This window comes from Demequina sp., from assembly GCF_024642165.1.
Classification (GTDB): domain Bacteria; phylum Actinomycetota; class Actinomycetes; order Actinomycetales; family Demequinaceae; genus Demequina.
In genome coordinates, this window is sequence record NZ_JAHEBP010000032.1 from 1 (window position 1) to 21,670 (window position 21,670).

Genomic DNA, 21,670 nt, shown 5'->3' on the forward strand with positions numbered 1-21,670 from the left:
TTGCCGCAGCCATAGCGGGAGGGAAACGCCCGGTCCCATTCCGAACCCGGAAGCTAAGCCTCCCAGCGCCGATGGTACTGCACCCGCCAGGGTGTGGGAGAGTAGGACGCTGCGGCGCATTCTTCAGAAAGGCCCCTCCTTGCGGAGGGGCCTTTCGCATTTCTGCCAGGGGTGACGCGGGTACTGATCCAGCGCGCCGGTGGCGGGCTACCCGCACCGTGACCCCGCGGAGTCGTAGCGCAACGGCGTAGTGTGTGGCCCATGTCCAGTCCGGGTGGCCGATGATCGAGGTCAGGCTTGTCGGCAAGCCCCGACTGCTCCGCGACGGCGTCCCCATCCCCGGCCCTCGTGGCTCGAAGTGCTGGGCGCTGCTGGCTCGGCTGGTGCGCTCGCCCGACCCGGTGTCGCGCCAGCAGTTGGTCAACGAACTGTTCTCAGAGGCGGACGATCCGCAGGGCGCCCTGCGCTGGGCCCTTGCCGAACTCCGCCGGCGGCTGGGCATGCCCGAGGCGCTCCGCGGCAACCCCATCGCCCTGGACTTGGACGAGGACACCGTGGTCGACGTCCTGACCCTGCAGTCGGGCTCCTTGCCCGAGCCGTCGCCCCGAGGGACGCTCCTCGAGGGTGTGGAGGTGCAGGCTTCCCCGGGGTTCGAGACATGGATCTTGGTCGAACGGCAGCGGGTGGCCGGCGAGATGATCGGTCTGCTGCGACAGGCGACCCTGCGGGCTCTGTCCGCACGCGACACCTCGCGCGCCATCACCCTCGCCTCCTCCATGGTCGAGATCGCTCCCTTCGAGGAAGGTCCCCACGTGCTCCTGGTGAAGGCTCTGGTAGCGGCCGGTGACCAGGCCGCCGCACAGCGCCATGTGTCAGACACCGAGGCTGCCTTCATGCGGGAGTTGGGCGTGGTCCCTACCGCGGCGCTCCGCACCGCCGCGCGGCCGGCGATCACCCCGTCCACCGCCGGGGTGTCCTCCGTCGCCACCGCGAACTCGTTGCTGACGGCGGGGATGTCCGCCATCGCGGCCGGGGCGGCCGACGGCGGCATCGAGTGGCTTCGCGGTGCTGCAGGAGCGGCCGAAGGCGCTGGAGACCGGTCCCTCGAGGCCACTTGCCTGTTCGAACTGGGCACGGCACTGGTGCACGCCGTCCGCGGTTACGACGACGAGGGTGCCGTGCTGCTCGACGCCGCTTTCGAGGCCGCCACGGAGGCCGGCGCGCAGGACATCGCAGCCAAGGCATTGGCGGAGCTCGCGTATATCGACGTGCTGGCCGCGCGCCGGGAATCGGCCGTCGCGCGGATCGCCGAGGCGTGGGCGATCTCGGAGAGCATGCCCAAGGTGCGGGCGTCCTTGGCTTCCTACGACGCCGTGCACCTGTCCGACTGGGGGCGGCTCGACGAGGCTCTCGACCGCTTCGATGAGGCGATCGACCTCTGCCGCGAGACGGGCAGCGTCCGCCGCGGCATCTGGGCCATGGCCTGTGCCGCCCGCACCGCATACCTCGCGGGGTGGCTGCCCGCCGCCGAGCGCTGGGCCAAGGAGGCGCAGCGCCAGGCGCAGACCGAGCGATGGACCGCGATCCGCCCGTGGCCGGAGGCGTGGCACGCGCATGCGCGGCTCGCGCGCGGCGAGGATCCCGCCGCCGTACGCGTGGACGCGGAGTCGACGTACGCGCTTGCGCGCCAGATCGGGGACCCGTGCTGGGAGGGCATCTCCGCCAAGGTGATGGGGCTCACCTACGTCAAGGACGGCCGGCCCGAGCTGGCGATCCCGTGGCTCGAGGATGCCTCCACCGCGTGCGTGCGCCTCAACGACTCCTACAAGTGGGTGAGCACCGAGGTGCTCGTCACCGATTGCGAGGTGGCGCTCGAGATCGGCGACACGGAGCGGGCCTCCGCCGTCGCGGAGCACGCGCTCGAGGTGGCCGCCCGCGGCGACATGCCGCTGCTGATGCGACGTGCGGAGAGCGTCCTGGAGAGCCTGCGGCCCCACGCGTGATGCGAGAGGTGGAGCCGCAGCGACACTGATCCGCACCGCTGGGCGTTCTGCGCTGCGAAAGCGACACAATTCCGCACCGTTGTTGTGGCGGGTGGGAAGCCAGTGGTGCGGCCGGTGAGAGTTGATGGCCTCGGGACTGAGGTGCCTCGTACAGCGTAGTTCCTGCTAAAAAGTCAATCTGCAAGATTCTTCTCGGAAGTTCTCGACGTCACACGCCTCGTCACACGCGCCCCCGGCACTCTGGCATCACCAGCAACCGAGGAGCACATCATGAGCGTCATCACCATCCACCACCACCTGGGTGACCGTCTCGCCCAGGACGGCACTCTCGCCCACCGCGCCGAGCTCGAGGAGCTCGCCGAGATCGCCCAGGCCTTCGCGCCCGGCGCCGCCGCTGCACTCGTCGACTGGTCCGGCACCGAGATCGCCCGGCTGCGCGCCTACGCGATCGTCAGCAGCGTGATCCGCGGTCGGATCGCCGACACCTACTCCGACGTCCAGCGTGAGGCCCTGGTCCGCGGAGCCTTCCGCCTGGTCGCGTAGGCCGCTCCGCCGCCGGCCCACAGCATCGGGGACGATGCGCGCACCGCGAGTGCCGCATCGTCCCCGTCCTGTGCCACAATGAATCCGATGCGTACCGCGATCACCATTCTGTAGCGCGTCGGGTCACAGCCCCGACGCGCAGCCTCCCGCACCCTGGGAGGCTTTTTTGTTGGGGTTGCGGCTGGCGCACGAGACGAGGAGCTGACGATGACGGATCTCACCGTTGAGGTCTACGACACCACGCTGCGTGACGGCGCCCAGCAGGAGGGGATGAACCTCTCCGTCGCCGACAAGCTGGCGATCGCGCCGCTGCTCGACCAGCTGGGCGTGGGCATCATCGAGGGCGGCTGGCCTGGCGCCGTGCCCAAGGACACCGAGTTCTTCGCCCTGGTCGCCAAGGAGCTGACGTTCACGCACGCGCAGTTCGCGGCGTTCGGCATGACGCGGCGGGCCGGCACCACCGCCGGCTCCGACCCTCAGGTGCGCGCCCTGCTCGACTCCGAGACGCCCATCATCACGTTGGTGGCGAAGTCCGACATCCGCCACGCGGAGCGCGCCCTGCGTGTGTCCGGCGACGAGAACCTCGCCATGATCGAGGAGACGGTCGCGTTCCTGGTGGGCGAGGGGCGCCGCGTGATCCTCGACGCCGAGCACTTCTTCGACGGCTACATGTTCGACCCGTCGTACGCCGTGCGCGCGCTCAAGGCCGCCGAGGCCGGCGGCGCGTCCACCCTGGTGCTGTGCGACACGAACGGCGGCATGCTGCCCGACGACATCTCCCGCATCGTCACCGCGGTCGAGGCGCGCACCACCGCCCAGTTGGGCATGCACGCCCACAACGACTCGGGCTGTGCGGTCGCCAACTCGATGGCGGCGGTCGCCGCCGGCGCCACCCACGTTCAGGGGTGCGTCAACGGCTATGGCGAGCGCACCGGCAATGCGGACCTGGTGGCGGTCGCCGCGAACCTCGAGATCAAGCGGGGCGTGATCGCGCTCAAGGGTGACGGGCTCAAGGAGTCCACCCGGATCGCCCACACGATCTCCGAGATCACCAACATCGCTCCGTTCGCCCGCCAGCCGTATGTGGGCGCCTCCGCGTTCGCGCATAAGGCCGGGCTGCACGCCTCGGCGATCAAGGTGGATCCCGACCTTTACCAGCACACTCAGCCGGAGCTGGTGGGCAACGACATGCGCATGCTGGTGTCCGAGATGGCGGGCCGTGCCTCGATCGAGCTCAAGGGCCGCGAGATGGGATTCGACCTCACCGGCAAGCCGGAGGTGCTCAAGCGCGTGATGGAGCGCGTCAAGAACGCCGAGGCGATGGGGTACACCTTCGACGCCGCCGACGCCTCATTCGAGCTGCTGCTGCGGTGGGAGCTGGGCGAGGCTCCCAAGTACTGGGACGTCGAGACGTGGCGCGTTCGCGTGACCTCCGCGCCCGGTAACCCGCAGCAGGCGGACGCCGAGGCCGTGGTGAAACTGCGCGCCGCCGGCGGCCAGCGGTTCGTCACCGTGGGCGAGGGCAACGGCCCGGTGAACGCGCTCGACCACGCGCTGCGCACGGCGCTCGCAGGCGCCTACCCGACCATCGGTCGCTTCGAGCTGACGGACTACAAGGTCCGCATCATGGACGCCTCGCATGGCACCGACGCGGTGACCCGGGTCCTCATCACCACCGTCGACACCGAGACCGGCGCGCAGTGGCGCACGGTCGGAGTCGGACCGAACATGATTGAGGCCTCGTGGGAGGCGCTCACGGACTCGCTCTTCTACGGGCTCCTCAAGTCCGACGCGACCCCCCAGCCCTAGCCGGGACGGGCATCGTCCGGTAGCGCGCACGGACGGCGCGCATCAGGACTCGATCGGAGCGCGCGCCAGCGTGTAGCGGATCCGTTGACGGACCGCCAGGGAGCCGTCCGCGTCGGCATGTGGCGCGAGTAGCGCCGCCGCGGCCGCCCTGATCGAATCGTGCTCGGCCTCCGGCGCGAAGCCCCACATGGCGGCCTGCCCCGTCGACCGGCTGAACGCCTCCCACTGAGACACGTCCGCGAACCGCACGGCGAGGTCGAGGCTCACCGTCCGGGCATCGACGAAGCCGGCGCCCTCGACCATCGCGATCATGCCGTGGTCGCTGGCGAAGGGGCCGCGGGTGCCGGACGTGCGTGCATCCAGCATCGTGGGCGGTAGGAAAGGCGAGAACAGTCCATCGAGGGCCTCGAACGTCTCGTCACGCTCGCCGAACGTGGCGAGGCCCAGCCGGCCGCCGGGCGCAAGCAGGCCTCGCCAGCGTTCGAGGGCTGCGGCGGGTCCCGGCAGGAAGAACAGGACGAGCGAGGAGGCGATCACGTCGAATGCCCCGGCGGGGAGCGCGGGATCCTGGGCGTCGCCCACGATCACCTCGACATCGGTGGCCCCCAGGGCGTCAGCTGCCTCCCGTGTGGTCGCAACCATCAGCTCGGAGACGTCCAGCCCCACGGTGCTGCCGCCTGGCGCCACCGCGTGAGCCGCCCGCAGCAGCACGGCACCCGCGCCGCAGCCGAGGTCGAGGACGCGCTCGCCAGGTGTGAGCGCGAGCGCCTCGACCAGCCCGGCGGCGATGGGACCGAAGAACTCGACGCCACTGCGGTCGTAGACGTGCGCCAGGCCATCGAAGGTGCGCGCGACGGCCGCTACGCGATCGTCCGTCACGGACCTGGCTCAGGTGGGGCGGCGCAACTGGAAGGGGTCACAATGCTCAATGTCCGCGCATTGTCCTCGCTCGTCAAGCGGGGGCGTTGGGGTCCGGTCCCTAGACGTGAATGCCCACGAACGAGCCGATACCGTACGTGATCACCATCGCGAGCGAACCGCCCATGACGTTGCGGGCGATCGCTCTCATGCGCGGCGCGTGGCCTAGGCGGGCGGAGACGAGGCCCGAGATGGCGAGCGCGACGGCGACGACCGCGAACGTGAGCGGAACCTTGAGCCCGGCGGGTGCCAGGATCGCGGTCAGCAGTGGGAACAGGCCGCCCAGCGTGAAGGCGAAGAGCGACGCGAAGGCCGCGTGCCAGGGGTTGACCAGCTCGTCGGGGTCGATGCCCAGGTGGGCTCGGGCATGCGCGCCCAGCGGGTCGAAGGCCGTCTGCTCGCGGGCGGCGGCCCACGCGGTCTCCTCCGACATGCCGGTCTCCATGTGGAGCTTGGCGAGCTGCTCGAGCTCCCATTCGGGACGGTGCGCGTGCCATTGGCGTTCGCGGTCGAGCTGCGCCTTCTCCGCATCGCGCTGGCTGGAGACCGAGACGTACTCGCCCACGCCCATCGACAGCGCACCCGAGGCGATGCCCGCGACGGCGGCGGTGAGGATGACCCCGGGGGTGGGCTTCGCGGCTACCACGCCCACCAGCAGCGCGGCGATCGAGACGATGCCGTCGTTGGCGCCCAGCACGCCGGCGCGCAGCGCGTTGAGTCGCTGCGACACCCGGTTCTCGTCCGGGAAGGACGAGGTGTGGTGCGGCTCGGTGTCGGTCATGCAATCAAGGTTAGGGAGCGGTCGCGGATCTGACTAGGAAGCCAAACCTTGCCTAACTTTCCTGGTCGGCGCCGTTGCGGGCACGGTTCGAGCGTCACGCCGCGAGCTTGCGCACCTCGATGGGGAGCCGCAGGATGTGGCTCGCCTTCTGCGCCCAGACGATCGCGTCGCCCATGGTGCGCGCCTCGATCACCCAGTAGCCGCCCGACTGCTCCTCGGTGCGCAGGTAGGGGCCGTCGGTGGTCTCGGAGCCCTCGGGATCCGTGGTGACCACATGCGCGCGGGGCGCGGGTTCGAAGGCGGCGGCGGTGACCCAGGCGCCATCGTCGCGGAGCTCGTCGTTGAAGGCGTCGATCTCGGACATGATCTGCGGAAGGTCCCCGGGCGTGTGGCCCGATTCCTGCTCGTAGTACATCGAGAGGTAGAAGTGGGACATGGGCGACCTCCTGGTAGGTCCCCTCAGCTGGCGCCGCCGCAGCGCCGTCTCCCATTGTCACGCCGGCAAGCCGATCCCGCCAGTGTTGGGGGACTCCCACTGGTCGATGGGACGGATGTCAACGGGAGTGACGGCTGTGGCTGTCCCATCCTTCACGCGGGGATGCGGGAGTCACAATCACCAGTGGGAATCGGAGGCGAGCCGCGGGCCCATGATGGCCGTGCCGACGCGCACCATGGTCGCGCCCTCGGCGATCGCCCACTCGAGGTCCTGCGACATCCCCATCGAGAGCTGCCAGGCGCTTGCGAGACCCATCGATCCGCGCTCCGAGCGGATCAGCGCCTGGTCGCGGATCTCCCGCAGCCGCGCGTAGCCCTCGCGGACCGCGGCCTCGTCGGGGGAGTTGAGGCCGATGGTCATGAACCCCGTGACCGTGAGCCCCGGCAGCGCCTGCACGGCGGCGGCGATGGGCAGCGCCTCGTCGGGGTGCACGCCCGCCTTGGACTCCTCGCCGGACACGTTCACCTGGATCATCACGTCGAGCGGCCGCTCGGCCTCCAGCGACAGCCGGGACAGCCGCTCGGCGAGGCGCGCCGAGTCGACCGTCTGCACGCACTCGGCCCAGCGCACCGCCACGGACGCCTTGTTGCGCTGCAGCTGGCCGATCACGTGGATGCGCGCGCCGGCCGCCGCGAGTGCGGGCGCCTTCGCCTCAAGCTCCTGCATGCGGCTCTCGCCCACCAGGATGCCGCCGGCGCGCACCACGGCTACCGCCGCATCGGCGTCCCACGTCTTGGTCGCGACCAGCACCCGTACGCCCGAGCCGGCGCGTCCCGCGGCCGCCTCGGCCACGTGGACGCGGGCCTTGACCGCGGCGAGCGCCGCGGCGGGATCCCAGCCTTCGGGGGTGGGGTGCAGGTCCACTCAGGACTCCTTCGCGAGGGGGGCGGCGACGCCCCGGGTGAGGGTCAGCAGGTCCGCGGGGGCGATCCCGATGTCGAGGCCGCGGCGCCCGCCGGAGACGAACACCGTGTCCCACAGCTCGACCGTCTCGTCGATCGCGGTGGGATGGGGGCGGCGCTGGCCGAGCGGCGAGATGCCGCCCACGACGTACCCGGTGGCGCGTTCCGCATCGGCCGGGGGCGCCATCTCCGCCTTCTTGCCGCCCAGCGCCTGGGCGAGCGCCTTGAGGTCGAGGGTCCCGCTCACCGGCACGATGGCGACGGCGAGCACTCCGTCGACGTATGCGCAGAGCGTCTTGAACACGCGGTCGGGCTCGACGCCCAGGGCGGCGGCGGCCTCGAGGCCGTAGCTGAGGTCCGACGCAGGATCGTGCTCGTAGGGGTGAAGGGTGTGGGCAACCCCCGCCTCGAGGAGAGCGTGGACCGCCGGGGTCGAGCCTCCGGCGGCATGCTTGCGGGACATGAGGCCATTGTGGCCGATGCGCGGACCGGGTTGGCACTACCGTGTCCGGGTGAGTGATGACGCGATGACGGACGTGCAGATGTGGACCGACGGCGCCTGCAAGGGCAACCCCGGCGTGGGCGGCTGGGGCGCTTGGATCCGCTCGGGCGGCAGGGAGAAGGAGCTCTTCGGCGGTGAGAAGGTCACCACCAACAACCGGATGGAGCTCACCGCCGTGATCGAGGGCCTCAAGGCGCTCAACCGGTCCTGCAACGTCACGCTCCACGTCGACTCGCAGTACGTGAAGAACGGGGCGACCACCTGGATGAAGGGGTGGAAGCGCAACGGCTGGAAGACCTCGGACAAGAAGCCGGTCAAGAACGTCGAGCTGTGGCAGGCGCTCGACGAGCAGCTGGCGCGGCACGAGATCACGTGGGTGTGGGTCAAGGGTCACGCCGGGGATCCCGGCAACGAGAAGGCGGACGAGCTCGCCAACAAGGGAGCCGCCGCGGTTCGCTAGGCGCGCGTGACCGATTGTGTCCTCAGGACACTAAGATGGACGATGGTGCCCGTCCTGGCGCGCCCTCGCCACGTCGCCTCGTGTTCAACGGAGAACCCATGTCGCTCGATCGCCACCTGTCCCACCTGCAGAACCCGCCCATCGAGTACCGCCCGGACCTGAGGTGGTGGCTGGCGGAGGCGCTCCACACCGAGCAGACGCTGCGGGAGGAGATCGATGCGGCGCATCGGCTCGGCTTCGGCGGAATGGAGTTCCTCGCGATGGACGAGGCGGGCGTCGACCACGCCCGTTACGGGTGGGGATCGGAGAAGTGGGTCCACGACACGGACGTGGTGGTCGCGGAGACCACTGCGCGCGGCATGTCCGTGAGCTTCACCTCCGGAACCAACTGGTCGAATGCCAACCTGCCGACCATCGATGCCGATCACCCGGCCGCCGCGCACGAGCTCAACTTTGTGGCGGAGGACGTGTCGCGCGCCCGGCCCCGCTCCGGGCCGCTGCCCCGCGTGGATCTGACCGCTGAACGTGAGGAGTCGCAGCTTCCCGGTGAGCGCGTGGCGCCCAGCGAGCAGCACCTGGTCGCCGTGGTCGCCGCGCCCCTCGCCTCGACCACCGACAAGGGCGGCGTGCTCGACGCATCGTCCGTCATCGACCTCACCGCGTCCGTAGCAGACGGCGCGCTCGACTGGGAGCCGGCCGACGGCCGCGACTGGCGCCTGTTCACCTTCTGGCGGCACGGCACGGGCCAGACCGCATCGCCCTCGGCGAGCGTCAACTACACCGTGAACTACCTCGAGCGCGCGGGCGTCGATGCATTGACCGAGTACTGGGACCAGGTGGTGCTCACCCCCAGCCTGCGCGCGCACATCGCGCGCAACGACAGGGTGCAGATGTACATGGACTCGCTCGAGCTCAGCACCTGGGGCGAGGGCGGCATGTTGTGGGGCGCCAACGTGCCGGCCGAGTTTGAGCGGCGTCGCGGATATGCGATCACGCCGTGGCTGCCGTTCCTCGCTCGCGAGGTCGAGCTGATGGCCGCCGCGACGGAGTACCGCTACGAGCCCATCACGGATAGTGACGCGGCCACGGTCGCCAAGGTCCGGCACGATTACGTCGAGACGCTCACGGATCTCTACATCGAGAACATGCTGAGGCCGTTCGCCGTCTTCCTGCACCAGCACGGCATCACGCTGCGATCCGAGATCAGCTATGGGCTTCCGTTCGAGCTCACCCGCCCCGGACCCGAGGTCGACGGCATCGAGACGGAGTCCCTCGAGTTCAGCGGTCAGATCGACGCGTACCGCCTGCTGGCAGGCCCCGCGCACCTGTTCGACAAGATCTACTCGTCGGAGACCGGCGCGACCACGCGCAACCACATGCTGGACCACCGCTTCTACGACCAGATCATCGCGACGCAGTTCGCGGCCGGGGTGACCAAGACAGTGCTCCACGGCTGGGCGAGCGTGTGCGGCGCGGAGGGCTCGACCGAGTGGCCGGGCCACGAGGGCATGTGGCCCATGTTCTCCGAGCGCTTCGACCTCCGTCAGCCGGCGCGCGAGTTCTACCCGCTGTGGAGCCGGGCGGTGGCGCGGTATCAGTACCTGCTCAGGCAGGGGCGGCCGCGCGTCGACGTGGGGATCCTGCGCACCGATCACTTCGTGGACAACCTGCTCGGCTTCGCGTTGGTGGGCGCCGACGGTACCCGCATCCCGGATGAGGTCGCTTACGGGACTATGTGGATGCGCGACCGCGAGGGCTTCTGGTGGCAGGACCTGGGCATGCAGGACGCGGGCTGGACCTACGACTACCTCGACCCGAGCCTGCTGCTTCGCGAGGACGTCTCGTTCGCCGGCGGGGAGGTGCAGCCGGACGGCCCCGGCTATCAGGCGCTGATCGTGTACCAGGACGCGCTGTCCGCGGACGCGGCCGGGCTGCTGCTCGACTGGGCGCGGCGCGGACTGCGCCTGCTCATCGTGAACGGCGCGCGCGAGGTCAAGCTGCTGCTCGCCGGCACGCACACCGTGCACGCCGCCGCCGCGTCGAGGACCCCGGGCCTGGACGGCCGCGACCAGGAGCTCGCCCGCATCATGGCGCAGCTGCGCGCGCTGCCCACCGTCGCCGAGATCGACGACCCGGCGCTGACGGTCGACGCGCTGCGCGGCCTGGGAGTGGCGGGCCGGGCGGAGTTCGTCCACGACAGCACCAGCGTCCTCACCGCCCTGCGGGAGGACGATGCGGCGGTTCACCTGTTCGCGTATCACTTCCTCTATGAGACGGGTGAGCCCACCACCGTCGAGGTCGCTTTGCCTGGCCACGGCGCAGTGTCCCGCATCGACGCCGCGACGGGTGAGGTGCGCGCCCACCGTGGCGTGCGTGTGGACGGCGAGCGGACCGTCGTCACGCTCGCGCTCGCGCCGGGAGAGGCGGCTCTGCTCACGATGGATCGCAGCGCGACCGCGGAGGACAGCGCGCCTGAGCAGACAGTGGAGGTGGCGGCCCTGGACGGCTGGACCATCACGGTCGAGAGCTGGGACGCGGGGGAATTGGAGACGCTCACCGAGGACCGCGGGCTCGGGTACGTGACCACCGAGGTGCGGCCCACGACGGCCGTGACGCGCCTCGCGACCCACGCGACACAGCTCGCGCCGTGGCGGGAGCTGCCCGGAATCGGGCCGGACGTGTCGGGCGTGGGCGAGTACCGCGCATCGTTCTCCCTGGATAGCGCGAGCCTGGCCGCCGGCCGGCTCGAGCTCGACTTGGGGTCGACCTGCGGCGGGCTCGGATCGGTGTCGGTGAACGGCTCCGAGCCGCGCGGCTTCGATACCTCGGCGCCGGTGGTCGACGTGACGGACCTGGTGCAGGAGGGCGACAACACGCTGGTGGTCCGTGTGTCGAGCTCGCTCAGCAACCGGCTCAAGGCGCGCGGCTACTACGAGTCGATCCCGGACATCATGATGCTGATCAGCGCCGGCCAGCATGCGCTGCATGATGTTCCGGTGCGCGACTACGGCCTGGTGGGCCCCGTCCGTCTCCTGAGTCGAGTGTGACGATGGACGCACGGGACCTGCGGCCCGAGGACGTGGTGCCGCTCGAGGGAGGCCAGGGTCCCTCGCTGCGGTCGGTGCTGCATGCGGTCACCACGTTCGGGGTCTCGACGGCGTTCCGGGAGGACGTCATGCGCGATGCGGACTTCCCGTTGGCCGGCGACCTGCCCGCGTTCCTTGCGCTGAACGAGCTCATCTACCGGGGCGTTGCCCGGCCGGCGGAGCTCGCGGACGCCCTCGACACCGGGCGTTCGAACGTCAGCAAGATCCTCCAGCGCCTCGAGCATGCGGGGCTGGTGGTGCGCGGACGCGATCCGGGAGACGGGAGGTCCGTGGTGGTGGTCCTCACCGCCGACGGCCGCGACGTCGGCTCTCGCATCCTGCGCGCGGTCGACCAATCCTCGAAGTTGTTCAGCACGTGGCCGGAGCGGGACCTCGCCGAACTTCATCGGCTGCTGCTGCGGTTGGCGACCGATCTCGACGCTCTGCCGCGGCACACTCTGCGGGAGGTGACCGGGATCCGCCTGGCGGGGGTCTACGACTCTCCGGTGTAGACGTCGATCACGAGCCTGCCCGGGTCGGTGAGCCACGTGACCCGATAGGGGCGCGCGGCGTCGAGTCCGATTCCCACCTGGCTGATGCCCTCGAACCCGCTCACGATCCGCGCCTCCTGGATGGCGGGCGCGTCGGTGGTGAGGATCTGTTGGGGGCCGGCGTAGGTGGGCTGCTCGATCGCGGTGCCGTCGTACCAGGCGGCGAACATGACGTCGAGCGATACAGTGCCCGCCAGCGGCGGCGCGATCGGCTCACCCGAGGGGTCGCCCAGGAAGGTGCTGGACGCGTGCGGCGTGACGGACCAACCGGGCATGTCCGCCGGGCCGTCGAACTCGAACACCCAACGGTCGTAGCACTCGTGCGTGCCCACGCGCATCGTCACCCCCCACAGCGCGTCGCCCCCTGCGCCGGTGCGCAACTGCGCGGACCAATCGTCGGACGATGTGCTGGCGTCCAGGGTGCCGAACGGCTCGCACGTCGCCGCTGTGGGGCTGGTGGTGGGGGTGGGCGTCGGTGTCGCGGTGGCGGCGGTGGCGGCGGGGGAGGCGGTGGCCGTGGCGGTGGGGCTGGCGCTCTGGTCGGGCTCGCCGGTCGATGTGCACCCGCTCAGCAAGGCCGCGGCCGCGACGACCGCGACCAGCAGACGCCGGCCCGTGCGCATACTTCAACGGTACGCCTGTGGGGCGCGCGCCGTGTCGCGAGACGACCCCTGTGAGCGCCGCCGAGGGTGAGAGTTGACATGTCAACCATCAGGCCGCTACCGTTGGTTAAACCAACAACCAATTGAAGGATTCTGATGGACACCGTCTTCCTCATCGCGCGCGTCCTGCTCGCGCTGATCTTCCTGCTCTCCGCGATCGGCCACTTCGCCAACGCAAGCGCCATGGCCCAGTACGCCGACTACAAGGGAGCGCCGGGCGGCAAGTTCGGCGTCATCGCGTCGGGTGCCGCCATGGGCCTGGGCGGACTGATGATCCTGTTCGGGGTCTTCGGCGACATCGGCGCCCTGCTCATCGCGCTGACCCTGATCCCGGTCACCTTCTTCATGCACGCGTTCTGGAAGGAGACCGACGCTCAGGCCAAGCAGACCGAGCAGATCTCCTTCAACAAGAACCTCGGTCTCATCGGCGGGGCGCTCGGGCTGTTCCTGCTGTTCGCCAGCACCGGCCTCGACCTGGGCCTCACCATCACCGGGCCGCTGTTCCACCTGGGCTAGCCGCTGCTTGACCAAAGGGGGACGGCCCGTGCGGGCCGTCCCCCTTCGTCATGCCCGAGCCGCGGTGCGGCATGTCCCGCGAGCGCAGTAGGGTCGAGGAGAGTCCCCATCCTGGAAGGAAAGCGCATGCCCACCATCGCGATCATCGGAGCCGGACCGGGCCTCGGAGCGGCCGTCGCGCGCAGATTCGGGCGCGAGGGATTCTCCGTCGCGCTGATCTCCCGCGACCAGGCGAAGCTCGACGCGCTCGCCGCGCAGTTGGCTGAGAACGGCGTCACGGCGCGCGGCTTCTCCGCGGATGTGCGAGAGCCCGCGCAGCTCGAGGACGCACTTTCGCGCGCCGCCGCCGAGCTGGGGCCGATCTCCGTCCTGCAGTACAGCCCGCTGCCGTCCCGCGACTACCTCAAGCCCGTGCTCGACCTGACGCCGGAGCTCGCGCTCGAGGCGCTGAGATTCTCGGCACTGGGACTCATCCACGCCGCGCGGGCCGTGCTGCCCGCGATGCGCGAGGCGGGCGATGGCAGCATCGTCCTCATCAACGGCGGCACGTCAGTCAAGTCACGGTCCGGATTCGCGGGCACGTCCGTCGCGTTCCCCGCGGAGAGCGCATATGGCGAGATGCTCCACGAGGCGCTCGCGGACGAGGGTGTCCGCGTAGTCCAGCTGGTGATCCCCGGCGGGATCCCCCAGCTTCAGCTCGAGAACGGAATCGACGATGTCGCCGAGACCATCTGGGGAATCCAAGCCGCGGCCGGGGGACCGTTCCGGACCATGCTGATCCCGCTCGAGGACGGCCGCGAGTAAGCCGGAGTGCGCCTACTTGCGCGCGCCTACTTGCGACGAACGTAGGCGTTTGCGGGCTTGCCCTCACCGGTGGAGCGGGACTCGACCTTGTAGTCGGGGTGTGCCCGCATCAGGTCGGTGAGCTTGGTGTAGCCCCAGGTCCGCGAGTCGAAGTCCGAGGCCAGCCGCGAGAGATTGCTTCCCACCGTGCCCAGTTGTGCCCAGCCGTCGTCGCCGGCGGCCGCCTCGACGGCCTCGGCCAGCAGCTTGTCGAGCTTGGGGTCGCGTGTGAACGCCGGCTTGGCCGCGGCGGCCGTCGTCGCGGTCTTGGGCGCGGCCAGGTTCTCGACGTAGACGAAGGTGTCGCACGCCGCCACGAAGGGCTTGGGCGTCTTGCGTTCGCCGAAGCCATAGACCGTGAGGCCCTCCTCGCGGATGCGGGCGGCGAGGCGGGTGAAGTCGCTGTCGCTCGAGACCAGGCAGAAGCCGTCCAGGTTGCCGGCGTGGAGCAGGTCCATCGCGTCGATGATGAGCGCACTGTCGGTGGCGTTCTTGCCCGTGGTGTAGCTGAACTGCTGGATCGGCTGGACCGAGTGCTCGAGCAGTTCGCCCTTCCAGGAGCCGAGCTGCGTCGAGGTCCAGTCGCCGTACGCGCGGCGCACGCTGGCGGTGCCGTACTTGGCGATCTCGACCAGGAGGTTCTCGATGTGCTGGGCCCGCGCGTTGTCGGCGTCGATCAGCACCGCCAATCGCGCTCCGTCTGCTGCACGTGCCATGGATTCCCCCTCGAAGACTCAAGGACCACAGTCTCGCAGGGTTCCGCGGTGGGGGGCGACGGTGCTACGGCGAGACCGGAGCGGGGGACCGCGCCTGGCTGAGTTCTCGCAGGTGGGAGATCGCGGCGACGATGCGCGACCGCAGTTGCGCCCCCCGCTCGGCGAAGTCGCGCTGACGGGCGGCGTACTCGCGCTTGCCCTCCGGGGTCTCGATCGCGATCGCCTCCAGGCCGTAGGACGACACGTCGTAGGGCGACGCCTGCATGTCCACGCGCCGGACCTCGAGCGCGAGGACGAATGCCTCGAGCTGCAGCGACGACGGCACCGCGGGCGCCAGCTTCGACGCCCACTTGTAGAGGTCCATCGTCGCGTGGAGGCACCCGGGCTGCTCGAGCGCCACCTGGGTCTCGCGCGTCGGCTGCAGGACGTTGAGCGGCACGGCCTCCGGCGTGAAGAAGCGGAACGCGTCGAAGTGGCTGCAGGCGATGGGGTGCGACTCGACCACCGCATCGGTGCCGCCCTGGCCCAGCCGCAGGGGGAGGGGATGGCGCAGGTCCTCGCCGGCCCGGTAGGCCATCGCCCATTCGTGAAGGCCGAAGCAGCCGAGCCGCGCGGGCCGCGCGGCCGTCGCCCGCATCAGCCGCTCCATGTGCTCGGCTCCGGACCCACGCGCCGCCATGAAGGCGCCGAGATCGAGCTCCGTCAACCGGCCAGAGGTCCGGTAGAACTTCCACCCGGCGTGCTCCGGCGCGTCCTCGAGGGCGACGCCGGGACCCGGGTGCCAGCGGCGAAGGTGAGACGGCCGCGTGGAGTAGTACTCGAACAGGAAGTCCTCGATCGCGTGCTTCTCGCCGCGCGCGGCGCGCTCGAGGCGGCCGGCGGTCAGTCGATCGACCTCGGCCGCATGCGCCGCCGCGAGCGGCTCCCACTCGCGGCGCGCGAGCACGGTGGACACGGGCTCAGGACACCACGACGATCTTGCCGGGTGCGTGGGGCGAGTCCAGCGCCTCGAACGCCGCTGCGACGTCCTCCAAGGGGAAGGTCTGCGCCACCGGGAAGACGATGCGTCCGTCGGCGATGTCCTGAGCCAGGGCCGCGAGATTCTCCGCGGTGCGCGCCGCGCGCTCGACGTTGTGGGCGGGGATCTCGCGGAGCGCCGCGTAGGCCGCGATCGCCACCATCCGGTCGGGGGAGACTCCCAGCGCTACGCCGGCATCCAGGGCGTCGCGGCCGTGGCAGTCGATCACCGCCGTGACCGTTCCGACGGCGGCCGCGCGGGCGGCCAGCCCGTCGCCGTACTCGACCGGCTCGACGCCCAGCGAGCGCAGGAACTCGTGCTTGGACGCCGAGGCGGTGCCGATCACGGTCGCGCCGGCGTCACGGGCGAGTTGGGCCGCCACCAGGCCCACCGCGCCGGCCGCGCCGCCCACCAGCACTGTGTCACCGGCGCCGATCGGGATGGTCGCCAGGCAGGACACTGCGGTCAGGCCGGCGATGTTGAGACCGCCGGCGACCTCGACGGGCAGGCCCGCGGGCCTGCGGGCGAGCCCCGCCGCCTGCGCCACGCACCGCTCGGCGATGGACCCGGCTCCGCGCCCGAGCACCTCGTCGCCCACCTCGATGGGCGTCCCGTCCCAGTAGTGAGCGTCCTCGCCGACGGCCTCGACGGTGCCCGCCAGGTCCGAGCCGATGCGCCGCGGGAAGGGTGCGTCAAGCGTCAGGAATCCGCTGCGCACCTTGGCGTCGTAGGGGTTCAGGCCCGCGGCGTGTACCCGCACCACCACCTCTTGGGGGCCGGGCTCGGGGTCGGGAACCTCGGCCACGGAGAGGACGTCGGGGGTGCCGACCTGGTCGTACAGCGCTGCACGGCTCATCTTGTGGACTCCTTCACCAGGCCTCGTGGCGTACCCACGGGCGAACTCTCGCGACCCGACGAGGCTACAAGAGGTCGGGAACTCAGCGTGCGTTCAGCCGGACGGCGTGCCCGCGCGGGGCTGATCGGGGACCGCCAGCTCACCGGCGGCGTTCGACACGTACGTCAGCAGCCGCTCCAACGGCCCCTGTCCCAGCCACGTGCGCCAGCCCCACGCCAGCAGCACCAGCGAGACCTCGAGCGCCACGAGCGACACATTCGACGGCTCGTAGACCACCTCGCGTCCCACGGCCGCGATGACGAGAAGGTGCAGCACGTAGGCGGACAGCGCCATCGACCCGAGCGCCGCGATCGGCGAGAGCACCGCGCGCGCCTTGGGCGCCAGCCAGCAGCACAGTCCGATGGTCGCCGCCGCGACCCCGGCGTTGTGCGTCATCTCCACGGGCGTGTACGAGTGCGGCTCGAGGCTGGTGATGGTGCCCGAACCCGCGACGGCGTGCACCAGCAGCGTCGCGCTTGCGACCATGACGCCGGCGCCCACCAGCATCGCCTGGGCGTTCGCAGTCCGCAGCCGCATCCGGCCGATCACGATTCCCACCATGATGTACGCGATCCATGACAGCGCCGGGTAGTGGAAGCTCCACAGCTTGCCGATCACCGGCGCTCCCGCCCACCATCCGTCGGGCGTCACCGCGGACACGACCACGTTGCCGATCGCCATCACAGCGGCGGCGCCGGTGAGCAGCGCCCACGACGGCAACCGCAGCAGGGGCAGCGCGAGCAGGAACATCACGCCCAGGTTCACCAGGATGACGTCGACCGGCGTGTGGAGCGCCTGCATGATGATTCCGAGTCCGATCAGCGCCCCGGCGCGCGCCGCGATCCGGGCGCGCGTGTGCCGGACGGCCCGCGCATCGTCCCGGCCGCCCGCCCCGGCGAGCATGAGCGACATGGTGACGCCGGCCAGCACCGCGAAGAGGGCGGCGGAGCGCCCGTGCGTCACCACGAGCCACGGCCACCCGACGCCATCCCTCGAGCCGTCGTCGCCCACGTGCGCCGCGACCATGCCCATGACGGCGAGCCCGCGTGCGACGTCGAGGCCGGCGATACGTCCCGTCACTCGGCCGGAACCCCGGCGCGATCCAGGACGCTCTGTGCCCACGCGTAGTGGCCGGCCAGGCATTCGTGCGCCACCTCGCTCAGCGGCTCGGTGCCCAGCCACGGCAGCAGCTCGGGTGCGCTCAGCACCTCGTCGTCGAGCTCGCGCAGCAGCCCCAGCATGTGCAGGTGCGACGTCACCAGCAGCGCGCGGGACTCCTCATAGGAGCGGGCGCGGTGCGCCTCGTAGAGCGCGTTGTTGAGGTCCTCCAGGTGATCCCACGAGTAGCCCTCGGCCGGGAACGCGGGCACCGCGCCGGAACGATGCTGCACCAGCCACCCGTCGAAGAGGATGTGCCAGGCGTGGAGGTGGGCGAGCACGTCGGCGACCCGGCGGTGCGCGTACGCCCTGCCGAGCGGCGCGTCGCGGTAGGCGTCCGCCCGCGCCAGCAGCGGTGTCAGCGACCGCTCGGCGTCGGCGACGATGCGCTCGGCGACGACTCCCATACGGTCATCGTAGGCTCGGGGCCCAGCGGCCGGGTGCGCGCCGAGCCACTAGGCTGGTCCGCATGCGTATCGCCCGTTTCACCACCGGATCCGAGCCCCAGTACGCGATCGTCGACGGCGACCCGGGAGCCGAGGAGCTGATCGTCCTCACCGGCGACCCGATGTACACGCCGGGCACCCTGACGGGTGAGCGGATCAAGCTGACCGACGACGTCCGCCTGCTCGCCCCCGTCATCCCCAGGTCGAAGGTGGTGTGCCTGGGCAAGAACTACGAGGCGCACGCCAAGGAGATCCCGCACCGCGGTCCGGCCTCCGACGTGCCCATCCTGTTCCTCAAGCCCAACACCGCCGTGATCGGCCCCGACGATCCGATCGTGCTCCCGCACTACAGCGAGGACGTCCAGCTCGAGGCGGAGCTCGCCGTGATCATCTCTCGGGTCTGCAAGGACGTCAGCCCCGAGAACGCCGAGCAGTACATCTACGGCTACACGTGCGCCAACGACGTCACCGCCCGCGACCTGCAGCGGCTCGAGGACCAGTGGTTCCGCGCCAAGGCCTTCGACACGTCGTTGCCGCTGGGCCCGTGGATCGAGACCGAGCTCGCCCACGACGACGTCGAGATCTCCTCGCGCATCAACGGCGTCGCGACCCAGGTGGGCCACTCCAGCGACATGATCCTGGACGTCGCCCACGCGGTCGCGATGGTGTCCGAGGTCACCACCCTGCTCCCCGGCGACATCATCCTCACCGGGACGCCCTCGGGTGTCACCACCCTCAACCACGGCGACGTGGTCGAGGTCGAGATCGAGGACATCGGCGTGCTGCGCAACCCCGTCATCCGCCGTCCCTGACGGCCACGTCACCCGGCCGCATGGCGGAACCCCCGCATCGGCTCCCCGCAAGGAAGGCCCCATGAGCAACGTTCGCGTCCGCTTCTGCCCGTCACCCACGGGCACGCCCCACGTCGGCCTCATCCGCACGGCGCTGTTCAACTGGGCGTATGCGCGCCATACGGGCGGCCAACTGGTGTTCCGCATCGAGGACACGGACGCGGAGCGCGACAGCGAGGAGTCCTACGCGCAGCTGCTCGACGCGCTGTCCTGGCTGGGGCTCGACTACGACGAGGGCCCGGACATCGGCGGCCCGTACGCGCCGTACCGGCAAAGCGAGCGGCACGGGCTCCACCTCGACGTGGTGCGGCGACTGTTCGAGGCGGGCTATGCCTACGAGTCGTTCTCGACACCCCAGGAGATCGAGGCGCGGCACCTTGCCGCAGGCCGGGCGCCGCAGCTGGGCTACGACGGCTTCGACCGCGACCTCACCGACGATCAGAAGGCGGCCTACCGCGCCGAGGGCCGTGAGCCGGTGCTGCGGATGCGGATGCCAGACGAGGACATCACCTTCACGGACCTCATCCGCGGCGACGTGACGTTCCCCGCCGGCACGGTGCCCGACTACGTGATCGTGCGCGCCAACGGTGTCCCGCTCTACACGCTGGTCAACCCCGTCGACGACGCCCTGCAGCACATCACCCACGTGTTCCGCGGCGAGGACCTGCTGTCCTCGACGCCGCGCCAGATCGTGTTGTTCCGCGCGCTCGTCGAGCTGGGACTCGCCGAGGCCGTGCCCACCTACGCGCACATGCCGATGGTCACCGGCGAGGGCAACAAGAAGCTGTCCAAGCGCGCCCCCGAGTCCAACCTGTTCCTCCATCGCGAGCGGGGCTTCCTGCCCGAGGGCCTGCTGAACTATCTGGCGCTGCTGGGCTGGGGCATCGGCCCCGACCGCGACGTGTTCACCGTGGAAGAGATGGTGGCGGCGTTCGACATCGCAGACGTCAACCCCAACCCCGCCCGGTTCGACCTCAAGAAGGCCGAGGCGATCAACGCCGACCACATGCGCATGCTGCCGCCGGGCGACTTCGCGGCTCGCGTGGTCCCGTACCTTCACGCCGCGGGCCTGCTGTCCACGGACGACGTGCAGCGGCTCACGCCGCACGAGGAGCAGACGCTCGCCGAGGCCATCCCCCTGGTCCAGACCAGGATGACGCTGCTGGGGGAGGCGCCCGGGATGCTCGGCTTCCTCTTCATCGGGGACGATGCGGTGGTGATCGAGGATTCCGCGCGAGAGAAGCTGCCGGAGAACGCCGCGGAGATCCTGGACGCCTCCATCGAGGTGCTCGAGGGTCTCGAGGACTTCTCGCCCGAGGCGCAGCAGGACGCGCTGCGGGCGCGCCTCGTCGATGACATGGGCATCAAGCCGCGGTTCGCGTTCGGACCGCTGCGGGTGGGCATCACCGGCAGGCTCGTATCGCCGCCGCTCTTCGAGTCCATGGAGATCCTGGGGCGCGATCACTCCCTGAACCGCCTTCGCCGCCTGCGCGCGTCGCTGTAGGCGCGCGCATGGTGACCGACGCATCGTCCATCCGCGGCGTGCTGTTCGACGTCGACGACACCCTGGTCGACACGCGCGGGGCCTTCCGCCACGCGCTCGCGTCGGTCGCTGTCGACTACCTCGACGATGCGGACCACGACGAGCTGCTGAGCGCCTGGCGCGCGGACGCGAACGGCTGGTACCGCGCCCATACGCGCGGCGAGATGTCCCACAAGGAGCAGCGGCACCGCCGAGCGAACGACCTCCACGAGCTGTTCGGCGGCCCGTACCTGGACCCCGAGGCGTACGAGGTCTGGGACGAGTCCTTCGAGCGGTACTTCCGCGAGGGCTGGGCGCCTCACCCGGACGCGGCGGGCGCGCTCGATGCGCTCGACGCCGCCGGTATCCCGTACGGCGGCCTGTCCAACGCCGCGCACGACTACCAGGTGCTGAAGCTGGCCGCCTGCGGGCTGTCGCGCGTCCCGATGCTGGTGGGCGTCGACGAGCTGGGCGTGGGCAAGCCGGACCCGCGAGTCTTCGCGCTCGCGTGCGATCGCCTGGGCTTTGCGCCCGACGAGGTCGCGTACGTGGGGGACGAGTTCGACGTGGATCCGTTGGCCGCCGTGCGCGCCGGGCTGGGGCTGGGCGTGTGGATCGAGAGAGCCGGCGCGCACTCGCGGGACGTCGACGGGCTCGCGGGCGACGGGGTGCCGCGCGACGGGCTGGTGCGGATCGGCTCGCTTGGCGACCTGGACGGGGTCCTGGGCATACGGTGAACGCATGATGAGACGCGCGGCGGTGGCGGTGGCACTCTCCGTCGCATCGTTCCTGCTGGCGGCCTGCGCTGGCGACGACGAGGCCGGCTACCTCCCGCACCAAGAGTCGGTGGGGGAGATTCCGGGCGCCCGCTTGGAGTTCTCGGGCGTCATCGCCGCGCTCGACAACGGCTGCCTCATGCTCGACCGCGGAGACGGGACCAAGCCCTGGATCGTGTGGCCTCCGGATGCCGAGCCCGGGGCGGCCGGCGGTGC

The 21,670-nt window shown here is 70.6% G+C and carries 23 protein-coding genes and 1 rRNA gene; 13 read left to right on the plus strand and 11 right to left on the minus strand.

The genetic code is table 11. From position 1 onward, the window contains the following. Position 1 precedes the first annotated feature (1 nt). From rrf to cimA, 4 genes are all read left to right on the plus strand, one after another. Positions 2-118 (plus strand): 5S ribosomal RNA (rrf, locus tag Q0L54_RS04660). Between the two features lie 163 nt (positions 119-281). After that, a complete protein-coding gene (locus Q0L54_RS04665; RefSeq protein WP_296665832.1) occupies positions 282-2,003 on the plus strand; it encodes a BTAD domain-containing putative transcriptional regulator in 1,722 nt (573 codons plus the stop codon). A 270-nt stretch (positions 2,004-2,273) separates the two neighbouring features. Then, positions 2,274-2,546, plus strand: a complete 273-nt coding sequence (locus Q0L54_RS04670) for a hypothetical protein (protein WP_296665833.1) — start codon at positions 2,274-2,276, stop codon at positions 2,544-2,546. Between the two features lie 207 nt (positions 2,547-2,753). Continuing rightward, positions 2,754-4,355, plus strand: coding sequence for a citramalate synthase (cimA, locus tag Q0L54_RS04675; protein WP_296665834.1), 1,602 nt, complete (start codon positions 2,754-2,756; stop codon positions 4,353-4,355). 42 nt (positions 4,356-4,397) lie between these two features. Here cimA and Q0L54_RS04680 read toward each other — a convergent pair whose 3' ends face one another. The 5 genes from Q0L54_RS04680 to ybaK all read right to left on the minus strand — a co-directional run bounded on the left by Q0L54_RS04680 (position 4,398) and on the right by ybaK (position 7,915). Further along, positions 4,398-5,234: a class I SAM-dependent methyltransferase gene (locus tag Q0L54_RS04680; RefSeq protein WP_296665835.1), complete on the minus strand. Its 837-nt coding sequence runs from the start codon at positions 5,232-5,234 to the stop codon at positions 4,398-4,400. A gap of 100 nt (positions 5,235-5,334) precedes the next feature. After that, positions 5,335-6,054, minus strand: a complete 720-nt coding sequence (locus tag Q0L54_RS04685; protein WP_296665836.1) for a VIT family protein — start codon at positions 6,052-6,054, stop codon at positions 5,335-5,337. 94 nt (positions 6,055-6,148) lie between these two features. Beyond that, a complete protein-coding gene (locus Q0L54_RS04690) occupies positions 6,149-6,490 on the minus strand; it encodes a YciI family protein (protein WP_296665838.1) in 342 nt (113 codons plus the stop codon). Between the two features lie 177 nt (positions 6,491-6,667). Beyond that, on the minus strand, positions 6,668-7,414 hold the full coding sequence (locus tag Q0L54_RS04695) for a YggS family pyridoxal phosphate-dependent enzyme (protein WP_296665840.1): 747 nt from the start codon (positions 7,412-7,414) through the stop codon (positions 6,668-6,670). Continuing rightward, complete coding sequence (gene ybaK / locus Q0L54_RS04700) at positions 7,415-7,915, minus strand: Cys-tRNA(Pro) deacylase (RefSeq protein ID WP_296665842.1); 501 nt, start codon at positions 7,913-7,915, stop codon at positions 7,415-7,417. 64 nt (positions 7,916-7,979) lie between these two features. Here ybaK and rnhA point away from each other — a divergent pair, with 64 nt between their 5' ends. The 3 genes from rnhA (at position 7,980) to Q0L54_RS04715 (ending at position 12,012) form a co-directional block, all read left to right on the plus strand. Then, positions 7,980-8,414: a ribonuclease HI gene (gene rnhA, locus Q0L54_RS04705; RefSeq protein WP_296665861.1), complete on the plus strand. Its 435-nt coding sequence runs from the start codon at positions 7,980-7,982 to the stop codon at positions 8,412-8,414. A 98-nt stretch (positions 8,415-8,512) separates the two neighbouring features. Beyond that, on the plus strand, positions 8,513-11,461 hold the full coding sequence (locus Q0L54_RS04710; protein WP_296665843.1) for a glycosyl hydrolase: 2,949 nt from the start codon (positions 8,513-8,515) through the stop codon (positions 11,459-11,461). 2 nt (positions 11,462-11,463) lie between these two features. Next, positions 11,464-12,012: a MarR family winged helix-turn-helix transcriptional regulator gene (locus tag Q0L54_RS04715; protein ID WP_296665845.1), complete on the plus strand. Its 549-nt coding sequence runs from the start codon at positions 11,464-11,466 to the stop codon at positions 12,010-12,012. Here the strand turns inward: Q0L54_RS04715 and Q0L54_RS04720 are convergent. Next, a complete protein-coding gene (locus Q0L54_RS04720; protein ID WP_296665846.1) occupies positions 11,994-12,674 on the minus strand; it encodes a hypothetical protein in 681 nt (226 codons plus the stop codon). The two genes, Q0L54_RS04715 and Q0L54_RS04720, sit on opposite strands and share 19 nt — an antisense overlap. A 135-nt stretch (positions 12,675-12,809) precedes the next feature. Here Q0L54_RS04720 and Q0L54_RS04725 point away from each other — a divergent pair, with 135 nt between their 5' ends. Both Q0L54_RS04725 and Q0L54_RS04730 read left to right on the plus strand, forming a co-directional pair. Beyond that, the gene (locus Q0L54_RS04725; RefSeq protein ID WP_296665847.1) at positions 12,810-13,229 is read left to right on the plus strand and encodes a DoxX family protein; all 420 of its coding nucleotides are present in this window, start codon (positions 12,810-12,812) and stop codon (positions 13,227-13,229) included. 126 nt (positions 13,230-13,355) lie between these two features. Then, positions 13,356-14,033 carry an SDR family NAD(P)-dependent oxidoreductase gene (locus Q0L54_RS04730; protein ID WP_296665849.1) on the plus strand — a complete coding sequence of 226 codons (678 nt, stop codon included), beginning with the start codon at positions 13,356-13,358 and terminating at the stop codon, positions 14,031-14,033. 26 nt (positions 14,034-14,059) lie between these two features. Here the strand turns inward: Q0L54_RS04730 and Q0L54_RS04735 are convergent, their stop codons facing one another. The 5 genes from Q0L54_RS04735 to Q0L54_RS04755 all read right to left on the minus strand — a co-directional run bounded on the left by Q0L54_RS04735 (position 14,060) and on the right by Q0L54_RS04755 (position 18,266). Continuing rightward, a complete protein-coding gene (locus Q0L54_RS04735; RefSeq protein WP_296665850.1) occupies positions 14,060-14,788 on the minus strand; it encodes an NYN domain-containing protein in 729 nt (242 codons plus the stop codon). A gap of 64 nt (positions 14,789-14,852) precedes the next feature. Next, positions 14,853-15,743 carry a 3-methyladenine DNA glycosylase gene (locus Q0L54_RS04740; RefSeq protein WP_296665851.1) on the minus strand — a complete coding sequence of 297 codons (891 nt, stop codon included), beginning with the start codon at positions 15,741-15,743 and terminating at the stop codon, positions 14,853-14,855. 4 nt (positions 15,744-15,747) lie between these two features. Further along, positions 15,748-16,662, minus strand: coding sequence for an NADP-dependent oxidoreductase (locus Q0L54_RS04745; RefSeq protein ID WP_296665853.1), 915 nt, complete (start codon positions 16,660-16,662; stop codon positions 15,748-15,750). Positions 16,663-16,755: 93 nt separating this feature from the next. Next, on the minus strand, positions 16,756-17,781 hold the full coding sequence (locus Q0L54_RS04750) for a heparan-alpha-glucosaminide N-acetyltransferase domain-containing protein (RefSeq protein ID WP_296665854.1): 1,026 nt from the start codon (positions 17,779-17,781) through the stop codon (positions 16,756-16,758). Further along, the gene (locus tag Q0L54_RS04755; protein ID WP_296665855.1) at positions 17,778-18,266 is read right to left on the minus strand and encodes a ClbS/DfsB family four-helix bundle protein; all 489 of its coding nucleotides are present in this window, start codon (positions 18,264-18,266) and stop codon (positions 17,778-17,780) included. The genes Q0L54_RS04750 and Q0L54_RS04755 overlap by 4 nt, the downstream gene beginning before the upstream one ends. A 62-nt stretch (positions 18,267-18,328) precedes the next feature. Here Q0L54_RS04755 and Q0L54_RS04760 point away from each other — a divergent pair, with 62 nt between their 5' ends. From Q0L54_RS04760 to Q0L54_RS04775, 4 genes are all read left to right on the plus strand, one after another. After that, positions 18,329-19,117 (plus strand): fumarylacetoacetate hydrolase family protein, encoded by a 789-nt coding sequence (locus Q0L54_RS04760; protein WP_296665856.1) that lies wholly within the window; start codon positions 18,329-18,331, stop codon positions 19,115-19,117. A gap of 61 nt (positions 19,118-19,178) precedes the next feature. Continuing rightward, positions 19,179-20,660, plus strand: coding sequence for a glutamate--tRNA ligase (gene gltX, locus Q0L54_RS04765; RefSeq protein ID WP_296665857.1), 1,482 nt, complete (start codon positions 19,179-19,181; stop codon positions 20,658-20,660). An 8-nt stretch (positions 20,661-20,668) separates the two neighbouring features. Then, positions 20,669-21,415: an HAD family hydrolase gene (locus tag Q0L54_RS04770; protein ID WP_296665858.1), complete on the plus strand. Its 747-nt coding sequence runs from the start codon at positions 20,669-20,671 to the stop codon at positions 21,413-21,415. A 4-nt stretch (positions 21,416-21,419) separates the two neighbouring features. Further along, positions 21,420-21,670: hypothetical protein (locus Q0L54_RS04775; protein WP_296665860.1), on the plus strand; the 251-nt coding region annotated here is incomplete at its 3' end.